The organism is Pseudodesulfovibrio aespoeensis Aspo-2 (assembly GCF_000176915.2).
GTDB classification, from domain to species: Bacteria; Desulfobacterota; Desulfovibrionia; order Desulfovibrionales; family Desulfovibrionaceae; genus Pseudodesulfovibrio; species Pseudodesulfovibrio aespoeensis.
The window spans coordinates 2,620,972-2,642,043 of sequence record NC_014844.1 but is presented as its reverse complement, the minus strand read 5'-3'; the positions used below and the strand labels follow the sequence as shown (position 1 = coordinate 2,642,043).

Below are 21,072 nucleotides of genomic sequence, written 5' to 3'. Positions count from 1 at the left end.
CCGTGTTTGAACCGGTCGTCACCGTGACCATGCCCTGCCGCGACTGCGCTGACACCGTGGGCCGGGCCATGGAGAGCATCCTGGCCCAGTCCCTGCGGGCCATCGAGGTGGTGGCAGTGGATGACGGGAGCGAGGACAATACAGGCGCGGTCCTGGACGAGTTCGCGCGCCGGGACGACCGGGTGCGTGTGGTCCACGCCGCTCACGGCGGGGTGGCCGTGGCTGCCAACACGGCCATGGGTCTGGCGCGGGGGCGCTACATCGCCCGCATGGACGCCGATGACGAGATGCTGCCCGAGAGGCTGGCCGCCCAGGCCCGGCTGCTCGACGAGCACCCCGAGATCGGGCTGGCTGGCAGCCGCATCCGTTTTGGCGGCGACCGGCACCGATGCGCCGGATACGCCCGGTATGTGGACTGGACCAACACGCTCCTGACCCACGAGGCCATCAGCCTGAACCGGTTCGTGGAGTTTCCGGTGCCAAATCCCTCCATCATGTGCCGTCGCGCCTGCGTTGAAACGCACGGCCCCTACCGGGACGGCGATTTTCCCGAGGATTACGAGCTGCTGCTGCGCTGGCTGGAGGCCGGGGTGCGCATGGCCAAGGTCGATGCCGAGCTGCTGGTCTGGAACGACCCGCCCGACCGGCTTTCGCGTACCCATCCGCGCTACCGGGCGGACGCCTTTTACCGCGTCAAGGCACAGTATCTGGCCCGTTGGCTGGCCAGCTACAACCGCAACCACCCCGAGGTCCACATCCTCGGCTCGGGCCGGACCACGCGCAAGCGCGCGGACATGCTCCTGGAGCACGGGGTCCGTTTTGCCGCCTACTACGACGTGGACCCGCGCAAAATCGGCCATGTGATCGGCGGCATCGAGGTGCGCCCGCGCGAGGCCGTGCCGCCGCCGGGCGAGGCGTTCTGTCTGCCCTATGTGGCCAGCCGGGGCGCGCGCGAGGACATCGCGGATTTCCTGGACGGGCGCGGCTTTGTCCTGGGCCGCGACTACCTCCCCGTGGCCTGACCGGGCCGCACCATTCCCTTTCCCACCCATTTCCGGCAGGATGGACGCCTGGCTTCACGGATCAGGACGCAGGAGGGCCCATGACGCACCAGACACCCCGGACCGACGACGCCGCTTTCGCGGCCATGGCTTCGGGCGTTTCCGGCAAACGGCGCAGGCCGTGGCTTGCCGCGCTCCTTTCCCTGATGGCCACCGGAGTGGGCCAGCTCTACAACGGCCAGTGGCGCAAGGGCGCGTGCTTCCTGGCGGGCGAGGTCGTTCTGGCCCTGGCCCTGATCCCGGCCCTGCGCACTTTTGCCGGGCTTGTCCTGGCCGGGGGCGTGCTGGCGACCTACAACATCGCGGCTGCTGTGGATGCCTACCGCTGCGCGCGCCGGGGCGGATATGTGCCGACGCGGTTCAACCGGTGGTGGGCGTATGCCCTGGCCGTGGGCATCAGCGCGGCTGCCGGGGCTGGCGTGGAGGGTGCGCTCAAGGCGCAATTTTATCAGAATTTCAAGGTGCCGTCCGTGTCCATGCAGCCCGCCTTGCGCGTGGGCGACCGGTTCCTGGCCGCGCGGCTGCGGCCCGATTCGCCCATCGGGCGCGGGCAGGTGGTGGTCTTCATCGAGCCTGGGGGCGGGCGGCACTTCGTCAAGCGGGTGGTGGGGCTGCCCGGCGAGACCGTGCGCGTCGAGGGGCGAGAGGTGGTCGTCAACGGCCAGCGGCTCGACGAGCCCTATGCGCGCCACACCGGCGGATCAACGCCGCACCTCGCCGATGGCGGGCCGCTGCGGCTTGGCCCGGACCAGTATTTCCTCATGGGCGACAATCGCGACAAGTCCTACGACTCGCGCTGGCTCGGTCCCGTGCCCCGCGAGAGGATCATGGCCCGCGCGCTCTACGTCTATTATCCCGGCCCGTCCGGCGCGGGGTGGGCATCCCGGTTCGGCGAGACAGTGCGCTGATCGTGTCGGTGCTGGCAGGGCGTTATTGAGTGGAGCGGTAAGTGGCCGGGTTGCGTCTGATCTGGTATTTGCCCACGGCCCTGTTGTGCTCCTCAAGAGTCTTGCTGAAATAATGCGAGCCGTCCCCCTTGGCCACGAAATAGAGATAGTGGTGCTGTTCGGGATGGACCGCCGCCAGCAGGGATTCGAGGCCGGGCGAGCAGATGGGGCCGGGCGGCAGGCCCGGATGGACGTAGGTGTTGTAAGGGTTGCTCCGGTCGCGCAGGTGGCTCTTGACCAGATCGCCGTCAAAGGATTTGCCCAGCCCATAGATGATGGTCGGATCGGCCTGGATGAGCATCCGCTTTTTGAGCCGGTTGTGGAAGACCCCGGCGATGCGGGCGCGTTCGTCGGGCACGCCGGTCTCCTTTTCCACCAGCGAGGCGATGATCACCGCCCTGTGCAGTTCATCCCACTCCGGCAGCCCCTGGGGCCAGACCTTGGCCGCATTGCCAAAGAATTCCCTGATCATGAGCTCGGCCATGGCCCGCGAGGAGTCGCCGCGCGGCGGGGTGAGCAGGTAGGTTTCCGGGAAGAGGTATCCCTCGGCGCTTTCGGCCCGGATGCCGTATCCGGCCAGCATCTCCGGGTCGGTCACGGCAGCGGCAAAGGCGTCGCGTGAGCCGACCTCCGCCTTTTCGATCAAGGCGGCGGTCTGCCACCAGGTCAGCCCCTCGCGCACTGCGACCCGGCGCATGACTCCCGCCGAGGTGGTCAGCTCGCGCAGCACCTGCTCCGGCGTCCAGTCCGTGTGCAGGACGAACTCCCCGGCGCGCACGGCCCCGGTCCTGTTGGTCGAGGCGGCCAGCGCGGTGAAGCGGCGGCTGTCGGTGATCACCCCGTTTTTCCGCAGGGTGGCCGACACGGCGGAAAAAGGCTGGCCCGGCTCAATCCGGATGACCACCTCGCGGCCCGGAGACTCAGGCGGCACGGTCATGAACCGGTGGTCCTGCCACAGCACGAAGCCGTGGTATGCCCCGGCCAGGGCGGCCACCAGGACAAGACCTGTCAGGGTCAGGAGGAGAGTGCGTTTTCGAGCCATGTGCGCAGGATGATGACGGCGGCCTGGCTGTCCAGGGCCATCTTCCGTTTGGTGCCGCGAAGGTCGGCGGCGTTGAGTTCTTCCTCGGCCTGGGCCGAGGTCAGCCGCTCGTCCGCGAGGTGGATGGGCAGATCGGTCCGCCGCCCCAGGCTCTGGGCAAAGTTCCGCGCCTGGCGTGTGGTCAGGGTGTCCTCGCCGTCCATGGAGAGGGGCAGCCCGACCACGATGGCCTCCACGGATTCCTGGCGGATGATTTCAATGATCGCCTCAAAGAGGGCGTCGCGCGTGGTGCGCTCCAAGGTCAGGTAGGGCGAGACCAGGATGCCGGAGCGGTCGCTGATGGCCAGCCCCACCCGCTTGAGGCCGAAATCGATGCCCAGGGCGCGCACCTAGCCAAGCTCCATCAGGGCTTTGCCAGTGTTGTAGCCCATGGCCTGGACATCGGCCACCAGCCCGCCCGTCTCGTCGAACACCTTGACCGAGTAGGTGACCATGAGCCTGCCTGCCGAGAGCTCCTCGGCCCTGGCCGTGAGCGTGGCCCCCGTGGCCGGGCGGACATAGGCGATGGTCAGGTTGACGGCCACCACGGCCTGGCCACGGCTCAGGGCCGCCGCGCCAAAGGCGGTCTCGGCCAGCCCGTAGATGGCGCCCGCGTTGACCGTGCCGTAAAGGTTGCCGTGTTCGGGCCGCACGGGCATGACGCACGTGGCCGCGCCGTCGCCCATGTCGGTGATGGCGATGCCGAGCAGGGCGGCGAAACGGTTCTTCGTTTCAAGCAGGGTCTTGATGTCTTCTGTGCTCATGGATGCTGTGTCCTGCCCGGCGGCGTGATGCGTGGGTTTGTGCATGGGGCAGAAAAACATGCCACAGTGATCGGGTCAACCCGAGACGATCATTTCCGGCCCGTTGACCGGCAGGTCGATGGTCACTTGGGCGTGGCCGTCGTCGGTGTTGGCGATGGCAATGGTTCCCTGGTGCTCGCCCACGATGCGTTTGGTCCGGGTCAGGCCCATGCCCGCGCCCACGGTCTTGGTGGTGTAGAACGGGTCAAAGGCCAGCTCCAGCCCCTCGTCGGTGAAGCCGGGGCCGCTGTCGGTCACCGTGAGGGTCAGGGTTCCGTCATGCTCGCGGGCGCACAGGGCGATCTGGGCCCCTGGTCCGGCGAATTCCGCGCTGTTGAGAAACAGCTCAGCCAGCCCCTGGACCATGAGGTCGCGGTCAATGCGCATATTCATGTCCGGGCAGTCGGTCTTCCAGCGGAGGTTCTGGCCGCTCACCGCCGGGTGGTTCTCGATGCGGCGCTTGGCCTCCTCGATGACCACCCACAGGTTGACCTGCATGGCTTGACCCACGGTGATGGCGCTGTAGTCGGCCACGGAGCGGACCATGGTCTCCAGTCTGAGGGTCTCCTCGGCGATGGCCTCAAGGGGCTCCAGGATGGACGGGTCGGCCTTGCGCATGAGCAGGCGGGCGAATCCGGCGATGGTCATGACCGGGTTGCGGATCTGGTGGGCCACCGAGCGGGCAAAGGCGATCAGGCTTTCGGCCCGTTCTTCGGCCAGTCGGTGGTTGAGGGCCAGGATGTTCTTTTCGCGCTGGTTCAGGGCGTTGAGCCGGGTCATGTCCTCGATGAGGACCACGATGGAGGATATCTTGCCCTCCTCACGCAGGGCCGACGAGATGACCGAAAGGAACCGCTCCTCGCCCTCCGGGGTGCGGTAGGGGGTGACGCGCTCGGATTTGGGGGTCTCGTTCTGGATGGCGTCGAGCACCACCTCGGAGAATTCCAGATTATCGCCGCGCGACATGAACAGTTCGCCCCAGGTGCTGTTCCTGAACTCTTCAAGGGAACAGCCCAGTATCAGGCAGGCGGCCCTGTTGGCCTCCACGATCCGTCCGTCCGGGCCGATGATGATCAGCCCGACTGGCAGGTTGGCGAGGATGGCTTCGACGAGTTTTTGCATGGGTTCCCTGTTCCCAGCATGCCATGGGACACGCGGGTTTGGCAATCGGTCCGCACCCATGAGGAGGCGGATCGTGGTCCTTGGGCGCGGGGTGGGTCCAAGGAAAGAGGGCGTCAGTTGCCCGCGCCCTTGCGCTCGATCTGTTTCATCATATCCTTGAATTCGCGCCGCCATTTGCGGCCACCCAGGCATTCGGCCAGGTATTCCACGGTGTGCATGACCCGGTTTGGCCGTTTCATCTGGAGCATGGACCGCTTGATGCCCACCTTGCACGACGGGCAGCCCACCACGATGGGCCGGGTCCGGTCGTCGGTCAGGTCGGCGTGCAGCTGCTCCTGCTTGCGCTCGCGCAGCCGGTTGTAGATGGCCGGGCTGGTCATGGCCCCCAGGCCCGACTCGCCGCAGCAGCCGGGCGAGAGCGCGACCTCGGCCCCGGTGAGCTTGGCCAGACCGGCGCGGTATATCTCGGCGGCCTTGATCTTGGGCGCGTCCACCCACTCGGCGTGGCAGGCCGCGTGGTAGAGCACCGGCTCGCTCTGGCGCAGCACGGGCAGCCGGTCCATGAGGAACTGGACCACGTCGAGGTGCCGGAGCGGGTCCACCAGCTCGCCGGAGAAGTCGTAGCTCTCCAGGGACTCGCGGCAGGTGCCGCAGGCCGTCAGCAGGGTGGTCGCCTTGAGGCCCGCCTTGCCGGTCTTGACCAGCAGGTCGATGAATTCGCGCACGTTGCGGTGGCGGTTGGTCTTGTACGCCTCCTCGCAGCCGCTGGAGAGCAGGGGGTAGCCGCAGCACATGTGGCGGTCGGGCAGGACCACGTTCACCCCGGCCTTGAGCAGCAGGTAGACCGTGGCCATGCCGATGGAGCGCGAGAACAGCGCGGCCCCGCAGCCGGGAAAGTAGAGCACGGTCTCGTCCCAGGCGGCCTGGCTGTTCTTGAGCACCGGGCCGGAGTCGAGTCCCAGCGCCTCGTGCAGATTGCGAAAGTCCATGCCAGGGCTGCGGCCCGAAAGCGCGGGCGACTCCATGCGCGACAGCCAGCGCGCCGGGATCAGCCCCAGGGTCTTGTCCTGGATCGATTGGCCAACCGAGAGCGCCTTGGCCACCAGGGGCAGGCTGCCCGAGGGGTTGCGGGCGAGATTCTTCAAAATGATCTGCTTGAGCGGGTGGCCAGACCTGCCCTTGGAATCGAGGAACGCGCGCAGGGACAGGGCGGCCCCGGCAGAGTCGATCTTGACCGGACAGACCGCCGTGCACTTGCCGCAGGCCGTGCAGTGGTCGATGAGGTCCTGCAACTGGGCCATGAGCCGGGCCGACGGCTCGCCCGACTGGATCTGCGAGTAGTAGATGCCCTCGATGAGCGCGCCCAGGCTGATGTTCTTGTTGCGCGGGTGGTACATCAGCCCCCTGACCGGCTGATACATCGGGCAGACCTGCTTGCACTTGCCGCAGCGGGTGCAGGTCTGGATGTTGCGCAAGAGCGCCATGAGCGCTTCCTTGTCCTTGAGCGCGGTCTGGTCCAGATCCTGGATCAGCCGGTTGAAGGAAAAGGTGAAGGGCTGGCTCGGCAGCTCGCGCCGCACCAGCTTGCCGGGGTTGAGGACATTGCCCGGGTCCACGCGCTTCTTGTATTCGGCCAGGGCCTTGATCTTTTCCTCGCCCAGAAAGCCGATCTTGGTGATCCCTATGCCGTGCTCGCCCGAGACCTCGCCCTTGAGCGTGAGCACCTTGCGCATGACCACGTCCGCCGCCTCGTGGGCCGAGGCGAGCATCTCCGGGTCGTTGGAGTTGACCGGCAGGTTGACGTGGCAGTTGCCGTCGCCCGCGTGCATGTGGTTGGCGATGATGACGCGCTTGTGCTGCATCTCCTGCCACATGGCCTTGATCTCGCGGTCGAGCTTGGGATAGGCGTCGCGCAGCTTGATGAACAGGAACCGGCACTGGGCGTCCTGCTCCTGGTCAGAGATGTCCCTGGCCGTGACCTCGCCGCCCATGATCGCCCTGGCCCGCGACAACCCTTCGAGGATGTCCGGGTCCTCGTAGTTGACGCCGTCCATGTCGCGCACCTTGTGCAGGGTCTTGCGATATATCTTGGCCAGATAGATGAGGTTCAGGTCTTCCAGAAAGTCCGAGAACTCCGGGATGACCTCCAGCGGGATGACCACGTCCTCGTTGATCTTGAAGCCCGAGGTGCGCTTGGAAATGGCCGAGAGCTTGTGCCGGTCCTCCCAGAAAAGCTCTGCCTCGCGCTCGTCACGCGCGGTGAAGATGTCCACCCCGTCATAGGGCTGGGCCAGGGCCACGATGGTCCGGCAGGCGTCGTCCAGCGCCCCCCTGTCGTCCGAGTCGAGCTGGAGCAGCAGCACCGAGATGGGGTCGCCCTCGTACTGCATGGACTTGGCCTGATACTCGATGGCCTGCACATACTTGGGCCCGAATTCCTCCAGGGCCGAAATCTTGACCAGGTCGCCCTTGCGGCGGATCGTGTCGCGCAGGCCGACCACGTCCTTGATCACGTACATGGCGTTCTTCATGGACCGGCCATAGAACTCCAGGCACAGGGTGCGCGAGTGGGCCGGGATCGGATAGCAGACAAAGCTCGTCTGGGTGATGATGCCGTCCACGCCCTCCTTCTGCACGCCGGGCAGCCCGCCCAGATACTTGTTGGACACGTCCTTGCCCAGGCCCGCGCCGCGTATCTCCCCGCCATGCAGGCTGACCGTGTCCTTGAGCGCGCCGCGCTCGTCGAAAACCTCGAAGACCGCCACCTCGTCAGTGTATATCTTGTGGCGCGGGTGGTCCTTGCGCCGCACCTCGATCAGCCCGCCGTCGGGCGTGATCATGCGGTAGCTCGATATGGTGTCGATGGTGGTGCCGTATTCAAAGGCGAACGGCCCGCCCGAGTTCTCGGAAATGTTGCCGCCCAGGGATGAGCCCGCCTTGGAGGCCGGGTCCACGGTGAAGAGCAGCCCCTGCCCGGCAGCCGCCTTGATGGCGTCCAGCGTGATCACGCCCGACTGGGCCGTGATGGTGCGCGCCTGCGGGTCGATGTCGATGATCCGCTTGAACCGGGCCAGGGAGAGGATCACGCAGCGGCCCACCGCCGGGATCGCCCCGCCCGTCAGCCCGGTGCCGCCCCCGCGCGGGATGACGCCGAATTTCAGCTCGTTGGCCAGCCGCACCACCTGTCTGATCTGCTCCTCGGTCTCGGGAAAGAGCACCAGCAGGGGCAGCTCCATGCGCAGGTCCGTGGCGTCCGTGGCCGATTCGATGCGGCAGTTGGGCGCGTCGCCAATGGCCTCGCGCGGGATGAACGCCCCCAGCCGCTCCATGAGCGTGTCGCGAAACGCCTGATCCGCGTCGAAACTCTCCCAGAACAACTCGATGCCCGTGGACAATATCTTGGCAAATCCCTTGGAAAGCATGGGCTTTGACATGTTCAGCCGCCGCTCCACAGACGTGCGCACCAGCTCCGGGTCGATGAACGGGTTGTAGCGGACCATGAACAGCTCCGCCGCCAGATTGGAGGCGAGCTTTTTCACCCCTTCGGGCCAGTGCTGGTAGCGCTCCATGTCCACCACGCCCAGGGCGCGGGTGATGAGCTGTTCGTCTGATATGGATATGTGGGGGCCGAGTTGGGCCATGGCGGTATTCTCCGGGCGGTTCGTGAAAGGGGAATGGGTAAGTGGTTTTTGCTTGGATGGCAAGTATAGGGGGTGGGGGTGGGGTTGGCAAGGAGGGGGAGGGGGGAGGTGTTTGCGGCGCGGCAGGGGATGATACCCACTGTTATAATCTAGAGAGACGGGCGTGATAAATCGGGACTACCTGGGATGAGCCGGGATGTGTCGGGATGTCGAAAAGGAAACACTGTTTCACTATGAGTAACTAGATTAACGAGTACTGCCGCTGCCGCCGCTCATCTCTAACTCGGCGGAGAATACGATAAACGTGCTGGACTGACAAACCGTATTTGCGAGCCAAATCATGCTGGTTTGAACCTGTGAACTCGCTGTAAATTTGATGATACCGCTCCCGTTGTCTGGTTGCCACGTCTTTGGGGATGTAAACATGCTGACCTCCCCAATGATCTGCTAACATGGCTGCCGCATCCTGGCCGAATTCCGCCGCGCGAGCAGGTGATACCCCGAACGATGACCGCGCCAACGCGCCGATCTGTTCGGCCAGGTCGATCAGCAGTTCAGTCCCGATTTCGCGCCCTTCACTCATACATCCTCCTTATACTACCGGCTGATCAGCTCGGGCCAGCCATTGCTTGAGGGACTCGATGACGCTTGACGCCTGGGGGGATGACAGCCAGGCCAGGGATTCGACGCCGGTCTGGCGCTTGACGTAGGCGGCAATGGCGGCCTCGCTGGAATCGCGCACCAGCCCGGCATCGTGCAGCTGCAGCCACAGGGAGCGGATCAGGCGCGACTGCGGGTCGCGGATCTGCTGCGACTTGGGAGCCTGCTTGCTGATGAACTGCGCTCCCAGAGCCTCCATGTGGGCCACGAGATCAACCAACTCCCGAAAAGACAGAGTCGCGGCGGAGTTTTTCTGGTACCGATCCATAAGCATGTCGCGGTAGGCGTCGTCCGTCATGCCGAGCTGCTTCTGACCGATCTTGATCTTGGAGATCATCCCGCGCCGGGCCTGGGGGCTCATTCCGGGTTTCTTCATGATGTGCTCCTTTCTTATAGCAGTCGCAGGGTGGGTCGTAGATCAGTGATGCTCCGCACCGCTTGCAGTGGTAGTGGTCGCTCATGTGTCTCTGCGTTTTCTGTATTTCTCGGCTTCTGCATTCAGCGCCTTGACGCAGACGCTGGCCATGTTGAGCGGGGCGTCGGGCTTACGGTCATTGGGCAGGAAGGCGATGACGGCGCGGCCTCCGCGCTCGTTGTCCCGGATGACCAGATAGCCCTCATCTCTGCCAACGCTGAATCTGTCGTTCATGCCTGCCCCTGAAAGAGCTTTGCCCATTTAGCCTTGCATCTGTCTTGGTACACCTGCGCACCGATCCTTTGCGCAGCCTCCACCACCTCGCGTCTGGCGGCTTCTAGCAATCGGTAACACTCAAAATTGGGGTACTGCCTACGAGTATCCTCCTGATGTGCCTTCCCTCTCTGGTTTGCCTCGACGGCCGTAACAATGGCCCAGAACAGACGGTGTCCAGGACGGGATGAGTTCCAAGCAGTGAGCATCCCCATTGAAAATATAGGGTGTCTGGCAGCTAAGAAAAAATAGGAAAATGTTGGGCAACACCGAGGGTTGGTGTAACCCCTACCCATATGCAACCGCATGTTGAGTTTTCTGCCTTCGTCCCTAGTCCTCATCATGCCCGCCCCTGCGGAAAGAGCGTTGCCTGGCGCGGGGCTTTGAGCAGCCGCTTGAGGCGCTCAATCTCCTCACGCGCTTCAGCGAGGTCGAACTTGGCGGCCTTGGCTACCGTCTCGGCCCAGGCCGCTCGCCGCTGGGCATGGGCTAGAGCCACCTCCAGCTTTTCAGCCTTTTCCTTGTAGGGTGTGCGAGGCAGGTCGTGCATATGCGTCTCCCTTGGCTGCTCATCAGGCCGAGGCCGCCACGCCCCGGCGACCGCCCCGCAGGGCGGTTTCGCTTATTGCGTGGAGTTGGTCAGGTGGTTTTCAACCCGCCCCTTGAATTGATCCAGCGCCTCGGCTGCATCGTCATCGGTGTTAGCCATGCGAAGCTCCCCGACGATGAGCAGGCCCTTCTGCCACGAATGCGTGGCATAGGTGGATATGGCCTCATCCAACGTAGCTTTGTCGTGGTGTTGCGCGATGGGGAGTGTGCCCTCGGGCAACCCACCGTCGGTCACGCCGATCTCGCCGGTGCGGAAGCAGTATGCGGTGAACATCACTTCACCGCCTCCTTGAGTGCCTTGCCCGGCTTGAACTTTATCTTCTTGCCAGCCGGGATCTGCACGGCCTCGCCGTTGTGCGGGTTGCGACCGAGGCGCGGGGCGGTCGTCACGGCCTCGAAAGAGCCGAAGCCGGTAATGACCACCTTGTCGCTCTTGGCCAGCTGCTCGGCGATAATGTCCAGCGCGTCATTGACGGCCTTCTCAACGTGGCACTTGGAAAACCCTGTCGTGCGCCGCTCGAACACGGCATCCATCAGTTCGCTCTTGTTCATCTCGTTCTCCTTGTTTTCACCCCAGCGGGGCGAAGTTGATTGATTGCATGTCCACCCCGGCCCATCTGCCGCCGCCATCGTAGGGGCAAAAGCCCATGGCCCGGTTCTGGTACTTCGCCACCGGCTTTTTCGGCTCCGGCAGCGCCCTGGGCTGCGGCTCGGGCGCCGGTGCCTGCTTGACGATCCTGGCTGTCCGGCAGTCCCGGCAGGCGATGCACCGGTATCCGCGTGGAGTGTAGAACGCCTCCTTGGGGCGCATGGTCTTGCACTGTGGGCACTTGGGCATGATGGGTTTCCTTGACGCTTGTGGGTTCAACCCTAGCCGAGCCATTCCCGCTCATTACGAATCAGCCACCGGGGAATTTCCACCTCCAGCGTGTCGCCGAAGTGGATGGTCTCCGGCATCGTGACCTGGCTCCTGGGCAGCCAGGTCACGATGCCCAGGGCCGGGATCAGGACGAGCACGGCCAGCCCCGTGTCGGACTTGACCCGGACCGTGTAGGCGAGCGTGTCAGCCACGGGCCACCCCCGACTCCGGGTGGAGGGTGTCGGCCTCGTCCAGCAGGCCGGTCATCACCAGCTCGTTGCGCGCCACCAGCTGGTCCAGGGCCTCGCACTGGGCGCTGTTCAGGCCGCCGTCCTCGCGCACGCTCCGGAGCAGCCGGAGCAACTCGCGGATGGTCTTGCCGTGGCGGATGGTCTGGGCCTCCGCCGCATGCAGCGCGCGGCGCAATCCGGCATCACTCATTGGTCGGCCCCCAGGGTGTCCTCGTGGATCTCAATGTAAAACTCGTCCTTGGAGACGCGCTTCATACCCACGCCTTCCAGCCGGGAATCCGGCCAGTCCGCAAGGACAGTCTTGTCCACAGACTCTTTCGTTCTGATGGCTTCTCTGATACCCAGTTCGCGGAGTCGCTCCAGGACATCGGCGAGAGTCACCTTGCTTGCGGTGAGGAGTCTGGTCGCCTTGCGCCAGCCAAAGACGCCAAACGGAGTCTCCTGGCTTTTGCGCTCCTTGAACAACTTGCCCTTGTTCAAGGTGGCGTATGTGCACAAAGCGTCTTCCAGTTCCTTCTTGCGAACCTGGAGCGGCTCCATCTCCGCCACCGCATTGGCCTTGATCAGGTCGATATTTTCCTGGGCGTCGTGCTCGATGGCCGTGATTTCCCTGCCGAGGCCGCCCAGCTCCATCATGGCCGCCTCGGCCTGCTTGCTGTCCGCGATGACCGTGGTCTTGGGCTTGAGCCTAGCCATGCGCACCTCCGAATGCTGCGACAGTCTCCAGTCCCTCGACCCGCTCGGCCTCGGCAATGATGTCGTCGCACAGCCGGTTGGCATCGGTGACGGTGACGCTGGCCATGTCGCGCTGGATCAGGCCCTTGAGCGCCAGGGCCAGCTTCGCGATCTTGCGGCCAATCTCGCCCTCGGCGTTGCCGGGCCATGCTTGATTGCCGGTCTGTCTGCGGGTTTCGCTGCCGTTAATGATGGTCATTTCCATGTCGTTTTCCTCCTTGGTAATGGGTTACACCTGGGCGATGATGCCGGGGTCCACCACCGGCGCGCCGACATCGGCGGCCAGGTTCATGGCGGCGGTGATCATGTTGCCGACGGCCAGCGGATAGACGAGGCTGACCGAGTCGTTAGCCCCGCCGCGCGAGGCCGGACCGGTCAGCTTGCTGCGCAGGGCCTCTATGCCGTCCTCGGTGATGACCTTGCCCGCCTCGGCCCCGACACGCTCAAAGCGATGGGCCACATAGCCAGCCAGCGATCCGTTCATGGGCTTGAGCTCCACCACCTCGCAGCGCTGCACCACCTCGCGCACCTCGTGATTGGCCTCGGAGAGCTTGTGCTTGAGCTCGGGCTGGCCGAGCAGGATCACCGAGAGCAGCTTGCGGAACCCGTCTTCCAGCTCCAAGAACCGCTTGAGGTGCTTGAGCGTCTTGAGCGGCAGGCCGTGGGCCTCTTCAATGACCAGGACATGGGCATGGCCGGTGCGCCCGCTGTCGCGCAGCACACGGTGCAGCTGGCGGAACCGGGCCTCGGGGCTGCTCTTGATGCTCTCGCCGGGGGCCACGGTGGCCATGATCGCCTCGGCGATGTGCAGGGCCTTGAGGCTCTTGCCCTCGGTGTCGTTGTCCTCCATGGCCAGGACGTAGGGCTCGATGACATGCACGGGCAGCTTGTCGCGGATGATGCGGTCGACCATGTCGCGGCGCAGGGTGGACTTGCCGGAACCGCTCTCGCCGATCACAGCCAGGAACCCGCCGTGTTTGGCGATATGCAGCATGGACTCGCGCACGTAGCGGATCTCCGAGGACAGGAACACGTCCTCGGCCCCGCGGATCTCGTCGAAGGGATCGGCCATCAGCCCGAAATGCTTTTTGGTCTTGGGGAACAGCCCCTGTCTTCTCAGCAACATGATCGTCTCCTTTGGTTGAGGTTCAGCCTTCACCCGTGCCCTGGACGGGCGGAACAGGTGCTTCACTCTGCTTTCGTTCGCGCCAGCGGCGCGCAATGCCTTGCGGATGGCGGCCTGGAGCTGGCGCGTGTCAGCCGTCTTGGGCCACCGGTCATGGTTGACGATGTCGGACACAGCCGCAGGGGAGAGCTCCAGAGCCCTCGCCAGATCGCGCTGTGACAGTCCGCACCCTTCGAGCAAATCCTTGAGCGTCATGGTTTATCCCTCGTTGACAACCAGTTTGAGCGGCGTGACGGCAGCTGCGCGCCCGGCGAACCGATGCTCTATGGCGTCCAGCTCGTCGGCTGGCACGCCAGCCGGATACCGCTGCGAGAGCCAGGCGTAGCCCTCTGTGGGCCACAGGTCGCCCAGGCTCCGCTTGAGCTTGATCGCGGCTTCGGCCACGGTCAGCGGCGCGATCTCCCTGCGGCTGGCGTCCAGCCCCAGGTCGCGGCCACGGCGCGGCATGTACTCGGGAGCGGGCCGGATGTCGGCCATGACGTTGACGTGCGCAGGGGGCCGGATGTGCCTGGGGTCATCGCCAGCGGCCTCGACAATGCGCTTGACATGCCTGTCGGCAACGGTGTCCGGCTGGGCCTTGTGCTCCTGACCGATGACCGGCGCGGACTCCCAGAACCCGGCCTCGTTCTTCTTCATGGGCTCCACGGTCCAGATACGGTCCTCGCCCGTCTCCGGATCGGCGACGATCACGTCCACGGCCGGGGCACGGTACGGGTTGACCACCACGCCCACCTTGAGCTTGGGCACCAGCCCCGGCACCAGCCGCAGGTCATACTCGTTGCGGCCGTAGCCCTTGATGGCGTGGGTGATGGTCATGTCCGTGCGGACCGTCACCTGCACAGGCCGGGTGGTGACCAGTTCGCGGCACAGGGCCAAGTCAGGGGCCAGCCGCAGCTGGGCTTCGATGATGGTCATCCAGACATCGTTGCGGCTCTTGCCTGTGCGGGTATGGATGGCGCGGGCGTTGTAGTGCATGCGCCACTCGTCGGCTCGCGCTTGGAGCTCGGCGATGGTCTGGACGTTCATGAACCGGAGCCGCCCCTCGAACTGGGTCTCCACCAAGTTGTTGGCTTGCTCCACCTGCCCTTTGGCGCGGGCGTTGCCCGGCATATGCACCGTGTGTCGCACGCCCAGCCTGTCGAGCAGGTTGAGGAACAGGTGGCTGGTGTTGGCGCTGCCAGCGTCCATGAGCAGCATGTGCGGCACCCCGTGCATGGGGTCGTGCCGACCGCGATCCGAGATGGCATCCAGGAACACGTCCACCAGCGACTGCGCCGTTTCGCCAGCGCTCTGCACATATTTGACGTAGATGGTGCCGCTGTAGTGGTCGGTGATGACGTAGCGCCACACGCGCTCCCGTTCGATCTTCGCCACGTTCTTCGGCTTGTTCTTGTAGAACTTGCTCTCCTCGCAGACGGACAATCCGCCCTTGGGCAGGTAAAACAGCACACACAGCGAGGGGTCCACCTGCCAGCAGTGGTTGGGGTGCAGGCTGCGCAGGCGCACGGCGGGCTTGCCTTGGGCCAGCATGTCCGGGTGGCAGCCATATCGGCGCATGGCGCGCGAGAGCGTAGAGGGAGACACACCCGCCTCGGTGTACCCGCTGTCGCGCAACACCTTGCGCGCCACGGTCACAGGCAGCGTGCGCTTGCCATGGCTCCTGGTAGCCACATGCACCAGATGGGCGGCAGCCAGGGCTGTATCCTCACTGACGCTGATCCGCCCGGCGTCCGTGCGCCGCTTGCGGCCCGAGGCCCAGCCGATCTCCTGGCGCAGGCGGCGGTACACGGTCTGCTCCGAGCAGCAGAGTAGTTTGGCCACTTGCCCGACCAAAGGCTGGCGCTCACCGTGTCCCGCCTCATCCAGGCGGGCGGCCAGGGCGCGCAGGGTGTCGATCTCGCCGAGGTTCGCTTTCATGTTACGCCTCGTGGCCCGTGCGGCCCGCTTCCAGGTCTGCCTTGGCCGCGCCGCGCATCCACTCCGGGGCCACGATGTTCTCAAAGTCCACGGGGATGCCGTGCTCGACCAGGGCCGCGTTGACGCACTCGCAGTAGTGTTGCACCGAGGCCACGGCATACTCGGCGGTCTGCGCCGAGATGCCCTCGCCACCGAGCACGGCGTCCACCTGGAGCAGGAACCGGTTGATCTCGGCCAGCGCGCCCATGTAGGCGGCGTCCAGCGCCTTGACCGCCTCCTCTTCCCGCGCCAGCTTGAGCTCCAGGTTGGCGTCCGGCGGCAGGGACTTGAGCTTGTAGAGCTCCTCCTCAGTGGTCTGGAGCCGCTTGGCCTTGTCCTCCAGCAGCCTGCTGCGCGCCTCCAGATCGGCGGTCAGGTTCTCGCGCTCCTTCCTGGCGGCCTCATTTTCGCTCTGATGTCGGGCGGCCAGGTCTTGCAGGATGTCCAGCACCTCGTCCTTGCTCTCGCTCTCCAGCGCCTGCTTGACCACGGCCTGATCCTCGGGCGGCAGTGCCTTGAGGGCGCGGTAATCGCGATTGCGGAAGCCGATGCGCTCGGCGGATTCGTAGAGGTCGGAGCCGAGGGCTTGCATGTGCTGGGAAAGTTCCTGCAGTCTGCGGTAGGACTTTCCGAGCTTGATTTCGCAGAACTCCTCTAGCGTCTGAAACTGTCGCAGGTTTTTGGCCTCGTCGAAGTAGTGGAGCTTTTTGTAAGCCTTTTCTTTTTTTACCTTTTCAAAAATCTGCACGAGCATGGAATCTGCGACATTCGCATAAAACAGGGTCGCGTCCAGTCGCCCGAGGTCGCGGAGAACGCCCTCCACATCCATGACGGCCTGGGCTGCGACGGCCGCGCTATTCTGCACCTGCATCAGCTCGGCTTCGGGGATGGCCAGGGTGCCCTGATCCGCGTACACTTCGGCCAGCGTTTTCTGATCGTTAGACGTCATCCCCGGCCTCCTCATACTTGGCGATCACGGCCAGCACTTCGCGGCAGGCGTCCTCGCCCTTGACCACAGCCATGACGGCAACCGGATTGTCGCCATCCTTGATGGTGCAGGACACTTCCCCTAGCTCCACAAGCTCCCCAAATGTCATGTTCAGGATGTCATTCATTGCGTCAAACATACTCATGGGTGTCTCCTTTCTAGTTTTGCGATCCGGTGAGGATGCGGCGGTTGAGTTCCATGATGCGGTCCTGGGCCCCGGCCATTTCGTTGGCGTGGGCCTGGGCTATCTGGAGCAGGGCAACGGAGTGTGCCCAGCGGCCCGTGTCCAGCTGCGTGACCATCCCCTCCTCGGCCAGCGCCTGCAGGGCGCGCGTCACGTTGACCGGGCTCTCGCCCAGGGCCTTGGCCACATCGCCGTTGGAGAGGCCGCGCAGGGAGTGGCCCTTGAGAATCTTGAGCACGCGCAGGACGCGCCGGGCCGAGGTGGAGGTGGCCTTAGACATGGTTGATGCCTCTTGCCTCGCGGGCGCGGGCCACGGCCTCGTCGTAGACCTGCCCGGACTTGCGGATGGCCTGGGCCACGGCGTCGGGCAGGGTGTCGCCATAGGCGAAGATGATTTTATAAAAGCCCGTGAAGGCGTAGCCGATGACCTCGCCGTCGTCGTCAAACGCGATGCACTGGGGCAAGGGTCGCATCAGCTCCAGCAGGTAGCCGAACCTGCGGGACAGAATGGCCCAGCCTGGCTCGTCACAATCCTCGCCCACCACCCCAAACGCCTCGGGGGACAAGCCGAACATCGCCGCCAGCTCGTTGGTGGTGTGGTCCTCAAGCAGCTCCAGGAAGTCTCCCTCTGGCCTGTCGGCGTCCAGCAGCCCGAGTATGATCACGCGTTCCATCTGCAGATCGGCATCGGCCAGCAAATCCCTGATCTCGTCAAACATGACACACTCCTTTTAGCGGTTGATTTGATCCCACAGCGCCTTGCGCTGCTTGGCCCGCTCCCGATCCTCGGCGGTGATCCGCCCAAGCTCGTAGAGCGGCGTTTGTTCCGGCATGAGCACGGCCAGCCCGGCGCATTCCAGGGCGGCCCTGGCCGGGCCGGGGTCGCCGGTGATGACGGTCAGTGCCGCCAGTTGGTCGAGGGGGATGGACCTGTCACCCTTGCCGGGCGCGGCCCAGTTGTTGACGGCGTGTACCGAGACGGCCTCGCCGGTGAGGCGCGACAGCTCGTCGGCCACCACCTCGCGCGACAGGCCGCAGTTGGCCAGCGCCCGGCGCAACGCCTCCTTGACGGCCTCCTTGCACCGCAGGCCGCCAGCCTTGTGGGTTTGCGAGGCCAGCGTGGACATGGGCAGGGTCAGTTGCACCATTCCCTGGTCAAATTTTGGCCGCAGCTTAGACATTGTCAGGCCGCTGGTTTGTCGTTACACAATAGGGCATGGTCGTTATGCGTTGATGGCCGTGGCGATTTCGCGGTCATCCACGATCTCGCCCCGTTTGAGGCCGAGCTTCACGGCGATCTTGTGGGTCTGGCCCCGTGTGGGGTTACGGCGGGCGGCGAGGATGTCGTAGACCAGATTCGGCTGAAAGCCGTTGGCAACTGCCCATTGAGAAATGGAGATACCCTTGCGCTTGAACTCGTTTTTTACGTCCTCTGAGGTGCGAATCATGTCGTGATCCTTTGTTTTCCGTTGTCGATGTCAATGTGTGAACTTGTTCCGAACTGTCGTGAAACAGTTGTAGTTAATTATTTCAACAATTGTCAAGTTGAAATAATTAACAAGGGTGAATTTTGTCTATTCCGACAAGAATTAAGCAGGTTATTGAAGGCTTGTCTGTGGCCAAAGTGGCGCAAATGCTTGATGAAAAGGAATCAAGGGTTCGCTCCGTGGTCTATGGGAAGCAGCGAGTGCCTGAAGACTTTCTGATAAAGTTCGTTCAGGTGTTCCAGGTGGACGCCAACTGGCTGTTGCTCGGAGTGGGAGAGCCGCCCAAGCCGGAGCTGACCTCTGTGGAGGCGGCGTTGCTGGACAATTTCCGCCACTGCCCGACGGATGAGCAGGACGCGATTATCAAGACGAGCGCTCTGCTCGCGCAACGTCCTGGGAAAAAGAACTTGAAGAACGCGGGGTAAATCGTCTGACAAGGGGGCGTTAGGCAGTTATGACGGCGTATGTTGTTCTTATCATTCTATTCGCTGTGGTTTTCTGGTTGCTCCCTGTTTGGGCGCGCTGGAGCTTGGCCGCAATTGGTGGCGCGTTCCTGCTCCCTCATGGGCCGGAGATGACGATCCCTTACTTTGTCATTGCTCTGCTGGGGGTTGGTTGCTGGTTTGTCGGCTGGCTGATCATTAACCACATCCCTTCCCGCTTACAGCTGTGCCCGGCATTGTTTATCTGCGGGGCTGTTCTCATCCTCCCAACGATTGCGCAGCACGTTCCCGAGAGAGTAAGCGGCTGGATAAAGCCCGAGCCGACGATCACCCCGTCTTTTTCCGATGTCCGCCTCCGCATTGCGGATGATAAACGTCTTATGCTCTCCGGCCAGACCAACCTGCCGGACGGAACTCGACTCTGCTCAAGCATTGTCCAGACGATTCCCGAGCGAAAGGTGTTGTACCTCGACACCGCTATGGACCCCGCCAAGTGGGATGTGATCGTGACAGACGGTCGCTTTCAAAGCTGGTTCCCCAGCGCCTATGAGAAAGGCTTGGTCGCCGGAATCTACATTTTGCAGATAGGCGTGCTGCCAAGGCAGAACAGTGTTCTGGGACCGAATAACGCATGGCTCTCGGGTCCGGGCGTGGCCGTCGCGGCCAATGGGAATAAGACATTTACAACCGAGGTCGAGGTGGATCTGCCAGCCCTGCCCGCACACGGCGAATTCTGACAGTTGGTGGAGTTTGAGTAGATTGAAGAGGAGCTTAGACCTTGACAGCGAGCCTCTGGAAAGGCGGCTTTGTGGGCGTAACGGGGCGGGAAGCGATTGAAGGATGTGGGGTAAACAACAAGGAGGATCCATGGCAGAGGGAGACAAATCAAGAACGATGAGCTACTTAAGGGCATTCTTCCCTGACAATAAGGCACTCACCCTGTGCGAATATCTTGCGGCGGCACACCGACGGGTCACGACCGTTGCGGATCGCACTTTCACCATTGATGGGCAGGAGGTGAAGTGCTGTCACGAAGAAAGAAAACGTGACCCCTCCACCAAGGAAAGACGCCAATACGTCCACGTCTCCGTCTCCACTCCGGGCGAACCCGTTTCGCTTGTCCCCCAGGGCGGGCAAAACAAGGAGGTCGACCTCGGAACAGCAGTCCCTCCCCAGGGCAACGACTTCATGGACGGTGACTTGATGCTCCTTGTCCAGGACAATCATGTTTTGTTCTGCTCCACAGGTCTGCGGGTTAGCAAGGCAAAGGAATACCTGATGCACCTTCTGGAAAAGACCGGTCAGCCGGAAGAGGCGCTTGCGTTTTCGCTCGTAAGCGTGGCCGATGTTGACAAGGTAAGGATGATTCGGGAGAAGGGTGTCAAGCGACTCCACCTGAGCGCCGGACTTTTCCCGGCCACCTTGGACCACCTCAAGCGGACGACCAATACCATGTCGGAGAAGGTGGTTAAGGCTGTCACCGAAGAGTTTTTGGAGATATGCAAAAAGGATGAATCTCTTGCGCAGTATTCCGAGGCTGAGAACCTGACGGCCGAAATCATTCTCAAATACGACAGGAGATTCAAGGGCGGCGAGTTGGGGCAAAAAAGGATTGAAAGCCTCGCCGAAATGGCTGTAGATGAAGGGGACGACGGCTTTAAAATTGTCACCGGTGATGGTGAAACCATTTCTGCAAGCACCATCACCCTGCGCAAGGAGATCAAGGTGCCCAAGTATGGAAAAACCGTAAGACATGAGTCGGTCTGGGCAGAGATGCGAACTTACCTGAAAGAGCTTCGGAACAAGGGATTGTTGGATCAGTAAATGGATTTTGGAAGGATAGCATTTTTCAGTCTGGCCCTGCTGTCAGGAATTTCTGCCGCCATCTGGGGGCAGCCGCTTATTCATGGCAACGAGAGCGCGGTCAATATTATCGTAACCGTCTTTTCCATTCTCTCCGGCTTCCTGATCGCAGTCATCACCATCATCGGCGATCCGTCAGGCGTGGCGAGCAGAAACAGTTGGCGTTTTTCCGAGCTCAACAGGAACAACGTCAACCGCCGTCTCATCCGAAACAAATGGATGTTCGTGCTCTACCTGATCACCTTGACCCTCATATTCTTGTCAGCGCTGATCAAGGACCACTCCGCCGTCACAATCTGGATAGAAAGGGCTTACCTCGGCCTTGCGGTCATGGCTTTTGTCCTCTCGTTCCGACTGCCCTGGGCGCTGGTGAACATTCAAATGCGTCGGTATGACGAACTGATCGACGAACAAAGAAAAGCCTGCGGAATAAACGGCGAGGCTTCTCAGTCAGAATAACCCCCAAGGCCGCCCACTCCGGGCGGCCTTTTCATTTCTCCGTTCCTTT

30 protein-coding genes and 1 other RNA gene are annotated in these 21,072 nt (G+C 63.2%); 6 read left to right on the top strand and 25 right to left on the bottom strand.

The features are described from left to right. Positions 1-2 precede the first annotated feature (2 nt). Both DAES_RS12330 and lepB read left to right on the top strand, forming a co-directional pair. On the top strand, positions 3-1,022 hold the full coding sequence (locus DAES_RS12330) for a glycosyltransferase family 2 protein (RefSeq protein ID WP_013515360.1): 1,020 nt from the start codon (positions 3-5) through the stop codon (positions 1,020-1,022). An 80-nt stretch (positions 1,023-1,102) separates the two neighbouring features. Beyond that, a complete protein-coding gene (gene lepB, locus DAES_RS16995) occupies positions 1,103-1,969 on the top strand; it encodes a signal peptidase I (protein ID WP_013515359.1) in 867 nt (288 codons plus the stop codon). A gap of 22 nt (positions 1,970-1,991) precedes the next feature. Here lepB and mltG read toward each other — a convergent pair whose 3' ends face one another. From mltG to DAES_RS12200, 25 genes are all read right to left on the bottom strand, one after another. Beyond that, entirely contained in the window at positions 1,992-3,050 is a 1,059-nt protein-coding gene (mltG, locus tag DAES_RS12320) for an endolytic transglycosylase MltG (protein WP_013515358.1), read from the bottom strand. Next, positions 3,023-3,439, bottom strand: coding sequence for a Holliday junction resolvase RuvX (gene ruvX, locus DAES_RS12315; RefSeq protein ID WP_013515357.1), 417 nt, complete (start codon positions 3,437-3,439; stop codon positions 3,023-3,025). Before ruvX ends, mltG begins: the two co-directional genes overlap by 28 nt. After that, entirely contained in the window at positions 3,440-3,853 is a 414-nt protein-coding gene (locus tag DAES_RS12310; RefSeq protein ID WP_013515356.1) for a PaaI family thioesterase, read from the bottom strand. It abuts the gene before it with no gap. Between the two features lie 75 nt (positions 3,854-3,928). After that, the gene (locus DAES_RS12305; RefSeq protein ID WP_013515355.1) at positions 3,929-5,014 is read right to left on the bottom strand and encodes a two-component system sensor histidine kinase NtrB; all 1,086 of its coding nucleotides are present in this window, start codon (positions 5,012-5,014) and stop codon (positions 3,929-3,931) included. A gap of 113 nt (positions 5,015-5,127) precedes the next feature. Continuing rightward, on the bottom strand, positions 5,128-8,655 hold the full coding sequence (locus tag DAES_RS12300; protein ID WP_013515354.1) for an FAD-binding and (Fe-S)-binding domain-containing protein: 3,528 nt from the start codon (positions 8,653-8,655) through the stop codon (positions 5,128-5,130). Between the two features lie 241 nt (positions 8,656-8,896). After that, positions 8,897-9,238: a Mor transcription activator family protein gene (locus DAES_RS12295; RefSeq protein ID WP_013515353.1), complete on the bottom strand. Its 342-nt coding sequence runs from the start codon at positions 9,236-9,238 to the stop codon at positions 8,897-8,899. Positions 9,239-9,247: 9 nt separating this feature from the next. After that, complete coding sequence (locus DAES_RS12290) at positions 9,248-9,691, bottom strand: regulatory protein GemA (RefSeq protein ID WP_013515352.1); 444 nt, start codon at positions 9,689-9,691, stop codon at positions 9,248-9,250. Between the two features lie 81 nt (positions 9,692-9,772). Then, positions 9,773-9,964 carry a hypothetical protein gene (locus DAES_RS12285; protein ID WP_013515351.1) on the bottom strand — a complete coding sequence of 64 codons (192 nt, stop codon included), beginning with the start codon at positions 9,962-9,964 and terminating at the stop codon, positions 9,773-9,775. A 379-nt stretch (positions 9,965-10,343) separates the two neighbouring features. Continuing rightward, positions 10,344-10,553, bottom strand: coding sequence for a hypothetical protein (locus DAES_RS12275; RefSeq protein ID WP_013515350.1), 210 nt, complete (start codon positions 10,551-10,553; stop codon positions 10,344-10,346). A 9-nt stretch (positions 10,554-10,562) separates the two neighbouring features. Further along, positions 10,563-10,627: hammerhead ribozyme type II (locus tag DAES_RS17375), an RNA gene on the bottom strand. Then, positions 10,626-10,886 carry a hypothetical protein gene (locus DAES_RS12270; protein ID WP_013515349.1) on the bottom strand — a complete coding sequence of 87 codons (261 nt, stop codon included), beginning with the start codon at positions 10,884-10,886 and terminating at the stop codon, positions 10,626-10,628. The genes DAES_RS17375 and DAES_RS12270 overlap by 2 nt, the downstream gene beginning before the upstream one ends. Next, the gene (locus DAES_RS12265) at positions 10,886-11,164 is read right to left on the bottom strand and encodes an HU family DNA-binding protein (RefSeq protein WP_013515348.1); all 279 of its coding nucleotides are present in this window, start codon (positions 11,162-11,164) and stop codon (positions 10,886-10,888) included. Before DAES_RS12265 ends, DAES_RS12270 begins: the two co-directional genes overlap by 1 nt. Before the next feature lie 16 nt (positions 11,165-11,180). Beyond that, positions 11,181-11,450 carry a hypothetical protein gene (locus DAES_RS12260; protein WP_013515347.1) on the bottom strand — a complete coding sequence of 90 codons (270 nt, stop codon included), beginning with the start codon at positions 11,448-11,450 and terminating at the stop codon, positions 11,181-11,183. 32 nt (positions 11,451-11,482) lie between these two features. Continuing rightward, positions 11,483-11,683, bottom strand: coding sequence for a hypothetical protein (locus DAES_RS12255; RefSeq protein WP_013515346.1), 201 nt, complete (start codon positions 11,681-11,683; stop codon positions 11,483-11,485). Continuing rightward, the gene (locus DAES_RS12250) at positions 11,676-11,912 is read right to left on the bottom strand and encodes a hypothetical protein (protein WP_013515345.1); all 237 of its coding nucleotides are present in this window, start codon (positions 11,910-11,912) and stop codon (positions 11,676-11,678) included. The genes DAES_RS12255 and DAES_RS12250 overlap by 8 nt, the downstream gene beginning before the upstream one ends. Beyond that, positions 11,909-12,418 (bottom strand): host-nuclease inhibitor Gam family protein, encoded by a 510-nt coding sequence (locus DAES_RS12245; RefSeq protein WP_013515344.1) that lies wholly within the window; start codon positions 12,416-12,418, stop codon positions 11,909-11,911. Before DAES_RS12245 ends, DAES_RS12250 begins: the two co-directional genes overlap by 4 nt. After that, entirely contained in the window at positions 12,411-12,656 is a 246-nt protein-coding gene (locus DAES_RS12240; RefSeq protein WP_157864858.1) for a hypothetical protein, read from the bottom strand. The genes DAES_RS12245 and DAES_RS12240 overlap by 8 nt, the downstream gene beginning before the upstream one ends. A 30-nt stretch (positions 12,657-12,686) precedes the next feature. Then, entirely contained in the window at positions 12,687-13,838 is a 1,152-nt protein-coding gene (locus tag DAES_RS12235; protein ID WP_013515342.1) for an AAA family ATPase, read from the bottom strand. Between the two features lie 3 nt (positions 13,839-13,841). Next, positions 13,842-15,560, bottom strand: a complete 1,719-nt coding sequence (locus DAES_RS12230) for a DDE-type integrase/transposase/recombinase (RefSeq protein WP_013515341.1) — start codon at positions 15,558-15,560, stop codon at positions 13,842-13,844. A gap of 1 nt (position 15,561) precedes the next feature. Continuing rightward, the gene (locus DAES_RS17810) at positions 15,562-16,548 is read right to left on the bottom strand and encodes a hypothetical protein (protein WP_013515340.1); all 987 of its coding nucleotides are present in this window, start codon (positions 16,546-16,548) and stop codon (positions 15,562-15,564) included. Next, positions 16,538-16,732, bottom strand: coding sequence for a hypothetical protein (locus DAES_RS12220; protein WP_013515339.1), 195 nt, complete (start codon positions 16,730-16,732; stop codon positions 16,538-16,540). The genes DAES_RS17810 and DAES_RS12220 overlap by 11 nt, the downstream gene beginning before the upstream one ends. Positions 16,733-16,745: 13 nt before the next feature. Then, positions 16,746-17,051 carry a helix-turn-helix domain-containing protein gene (locus DAES_RS12215; RefSeq protein ID WP_013515338.1) on the bottom strand — a complete coding sequence of 102 codons (306 nt, stop codon included), beginning with the start codon at positions 17,049-17,051 and terminating at the stop codon, positions 16,746-16,748. After that, positions 17,044-17,490, bottom strand: coding sequence for a hypothetical protein (locus DAES_RS12210; RefSeq protein WP_013515337.1), 447 nt, complete (start codon positions 17,488-17,490; stop codon positions 17,044-17,046). The genes DAES_RS12215 and DAES_RS12210 overlap by 8 nt, the downstream gene beginning before the upstream one ends. A gap of 12 nt (positions 17,491-17,502) precedes the next feature. Next, positions 17,503-17,952, bottom strand: a complete 450-nt coding sequence (locus DAES_RS16990; RefSeq protein WP_013515336.1) for a hypothetical protein — start codon at positions 17,950-17,952, stop codon at positions 17,503-17,505. A gap of 42 nt (positions 17,953-17,994) precedes the next feature. Then, positions 17,995-18,219, bottom strand: a complete 225-nt coding sequence (locus DAES_RS12200) for a DNA-binding protein (RefSeq protein WP_013515335.1) — start codon at positions 18,217-18,219, stop codon at positions 17,995-17,997. A gap of 122 nt (positions 18,220-18,341) precedes the next feature. Between DAES_RS12200 and DAES_RS12195 the strand changes: the two genes are divergently transcribed. The 4 genes from DAES_RS12195 (at position 18,342) to DAES_RS12180 (ending at position 21,023) form a co-directional block, all read left to right on the top strand. Then, positions 18,342-18,683 carry a helix-turn-helix domain-containing protein gene (locus DAES_RS12195; RefSeq protein ID WP_041271433.1) on the top strand — a complete coding sequence of 114 codons (342 nt, stop codon included), beginning with the start codon at positions 18,342-18,344 and terminating at the stop codon, positions 18,681-18,683. Between the two features lie 29 nt (positions 18,684-18,712). Beyond that, complete coding sequence (locus DAES_RS12190) at positions 18,713-19,438, top strand: hypothetical protein (RefSeq protein WP_013515333.1); 726 nt, start codon at positions 18,713-18,715, stop codon at positions 19,436-19,438. A 130-nt stretch (positions 19,439-19,568) separates the two neighbouring features. Beyond that, positions 19,569-20,525: a hypothetical protein gene (locus DAES_RS12185; RefSeq protein ID WP_013515332.1), complete on the top strand. Its 957-nt coding sequence runs from the start codon at positions 19,569-19,571 to the stop codon at positions 20,523-20,525. After that, positions 20,526-21,023 carry a hypothetical protein gene (locus DAES_RS12180; RefSeq protein WP_013515331.1) on the top strand — a complete coding sequence of 166 codons (498 nt, stop codon included), beginning with the start codon at positions 20,526-20,528 and terminating at the stop codon, positions 21,021-21,023. It abuts the gene before it with no gap. The last annotated feature ends 49 nt before the right edge of the window (positions 21,024-21,072 follow it).

Excerpts from the sequence above, each read along its gene's own strand:
- lepB (WP_013515359.1), top strand. The coding sequence starts at position 1,103 with ATGACGCACCAGACACCCCGGACCGACGACGCCGCTTTCGCGGCCATG.
- mltG (WP_013515358.1), bottom strand. The coding sequence starts at position 3,050 with ATGGCTCGAAAACGCACTCTCCTCCTGACCCTGACAGGTCTTGTCCTG.
- DAES_RS12310 (WP_013515356.1), bottom strand. The coding sequence starts at position 3,853 with ATGAGCACAGAAGACATCAAGACCCTGCTTGAAACGAAGAACCGTTTC.
- DAES_RS12305 (WP_013515355.1), bottom strand. The coding sequence starts at position 5,014 with ATGCAAAAACTCGTCGAAGCCATCCTCGCCAACCTGCCAGTCGGGCTG.
- DAES_RS12300 (WP_013515354.1), bottom strand. The coding sequence starts at position 8,655 with ATGGCCCAACTCGGCCCCCACATATCCATATCAGACGAACAGCTCATC.
- DAES_RS12295 (WP_013515353.1), bottom strand. The coding sequence starts at position 9,238 with ATGAGTGAAGGGCGCGAAATCGGGACTGAACTGCTGATCGACCTGGCC.
- DAES_RS12290 (WP_013515352.1), bottom strand. The coding sequence starts at position 9,691 with ATGAAGAAACCCGGAATGAGCCCCCAGGCCCGGCGCGGGATGATCTCC.
- DAES_RS12285 (WP_013515351.1), bottom strand. The coding sequence starts at position 9,964 with ATGAACGACAGATTCAGCGTTGGCAGAGATGAGGGCTATCTGGTCATC.
- DAES_RS12275 (WP_013515350.1), bottom strand. The coding sequence starts at position 10,553 with ATGCACGACCTGCCTCGCACACCCTACAAGGAAAAGGCTGAAAAGCTG.
- DAES_RS12270 (WP_013515349.1), bottom strand. The coding sequence starts at position 10,886 with ATGTTCACCGCATACTGCTTCCGCACCGGCGAGATCGGCGTGACCGAC.
- DAES_RS12265 (WP_013515348.1), bottom strand. The coding sequence starts at position 11,164 with ATGAACAAGAGCGAACTGATGGATGCCGTGTTCGAGCGGCGCACGACA.
- DAES_RS12260 (WP_013515347.1), bottom strand. The coding sequence starts at position 11,450 with ATGCCCAAGTGCCCACAGTGCAAGACCATGCGCCCCAAGGAGGCGTTC.
- DAES_RS12250 (WP_013515345.1), bottom strand. The coding sequence starts at position 11,912 with ATGAGTGATGCCGGATTGCGCCGCGCGCTGCATGCGGCGGAGGCCCAG.
- DAES_RS12245 (WP_013515344.1), bottom strand. The coding sequence starts at position 12,418 with ATGGCTAGGCTCAAGCCCAAGACCACGGTCATCGCGGACAGCAAGCAG.
- DAES_RS12240 (WP_157864858.1), bottom strand. The coding sequence starts at position 12,656 with ATGACCATCATTAACGGCAGCGAAACCCGCAGACAGACCGGCAATCAA.
- DAES_RS12235 (WP_013515342.1), bottom strand. The coding sequence starts at position 13,838 with ATGACGCTCAAGGATTTGCTCGAAGGGTGCGGACTGTCACAGCGCGAT.
- DAES_RS12230 (WP_013515341.1), bottom strand. The coding sequence starts at position 15,560 with ATGAAAGCGAACCTCGGCGAGATCGACACCCTGCGCGCCCTGGCCGCC.
- DAES_RS17810 (WP_013515340.1), bottom strand. The coding sequence starts at position 16,548 with ATGACGTCTAACGATCAGAAAACGCTGGCCGAAGTGTACGCGGATCAG.
- DAES_RS12220 (WP_013515339.1), bottom strand. The coding sequence starts at position 16,732 with ATGAGTATGTTTGACGCAATGAATGACATCCTGAACATGACATTTGGG.
- DAES_RS12215 (WP_013515338.1), bottom strand. The coding sequence starts at position 17,051 with ATGTCTAAGGCCACCTCCACCTCGGCCCGGCGCGTCCTGCGCGTGCTC.
- DAES_RS12210 (WP_013515337.1), bottom strand. The coding sequence starts at position 17,490 with ATGTTTGACGAGATCAGGGATTTGCTGGCCGATGCCGATCTGCAGATG.
- DAES_RS16990 (WP_013515336.1), bottom strand. The coding sequence starts at position 17,952 with ATGTCTAAGCTGCGGCCAAAATTTGACCAGGGAATGGTGCAACTGACC.
- DAES_RS12200 (WP_013515335.1), bottom strand. The coding sequence starts at position 18,219 with ATGATTCGCACCTCAGAGGACGTAAAAAACGAGTTCAAGCGCAAGGGT.
- DAES_RS12190 (WP_013515333.1), top strand. The coding sequence starts at position 18,713 with ATGACGGCGTATGTTGTTCTTATCATTCTATTCGCTGTGGTTTTCTGG.
- DAES_RS12185 (WP_013515332.1), top strand. The coding sequence starts at position 19,569 with ATGGCAGAGGGAGACAAATCAAGAACGATGAGCTACTTAAGGGCATTC.
- DAES_RS12180 (WP_013515331.1), top strand. The coding sequence starts at position 20,526 with ATGGATTTTGGAAGGATAGCATTTTTCAGTCTGGCCCTGCTGTCAGGA.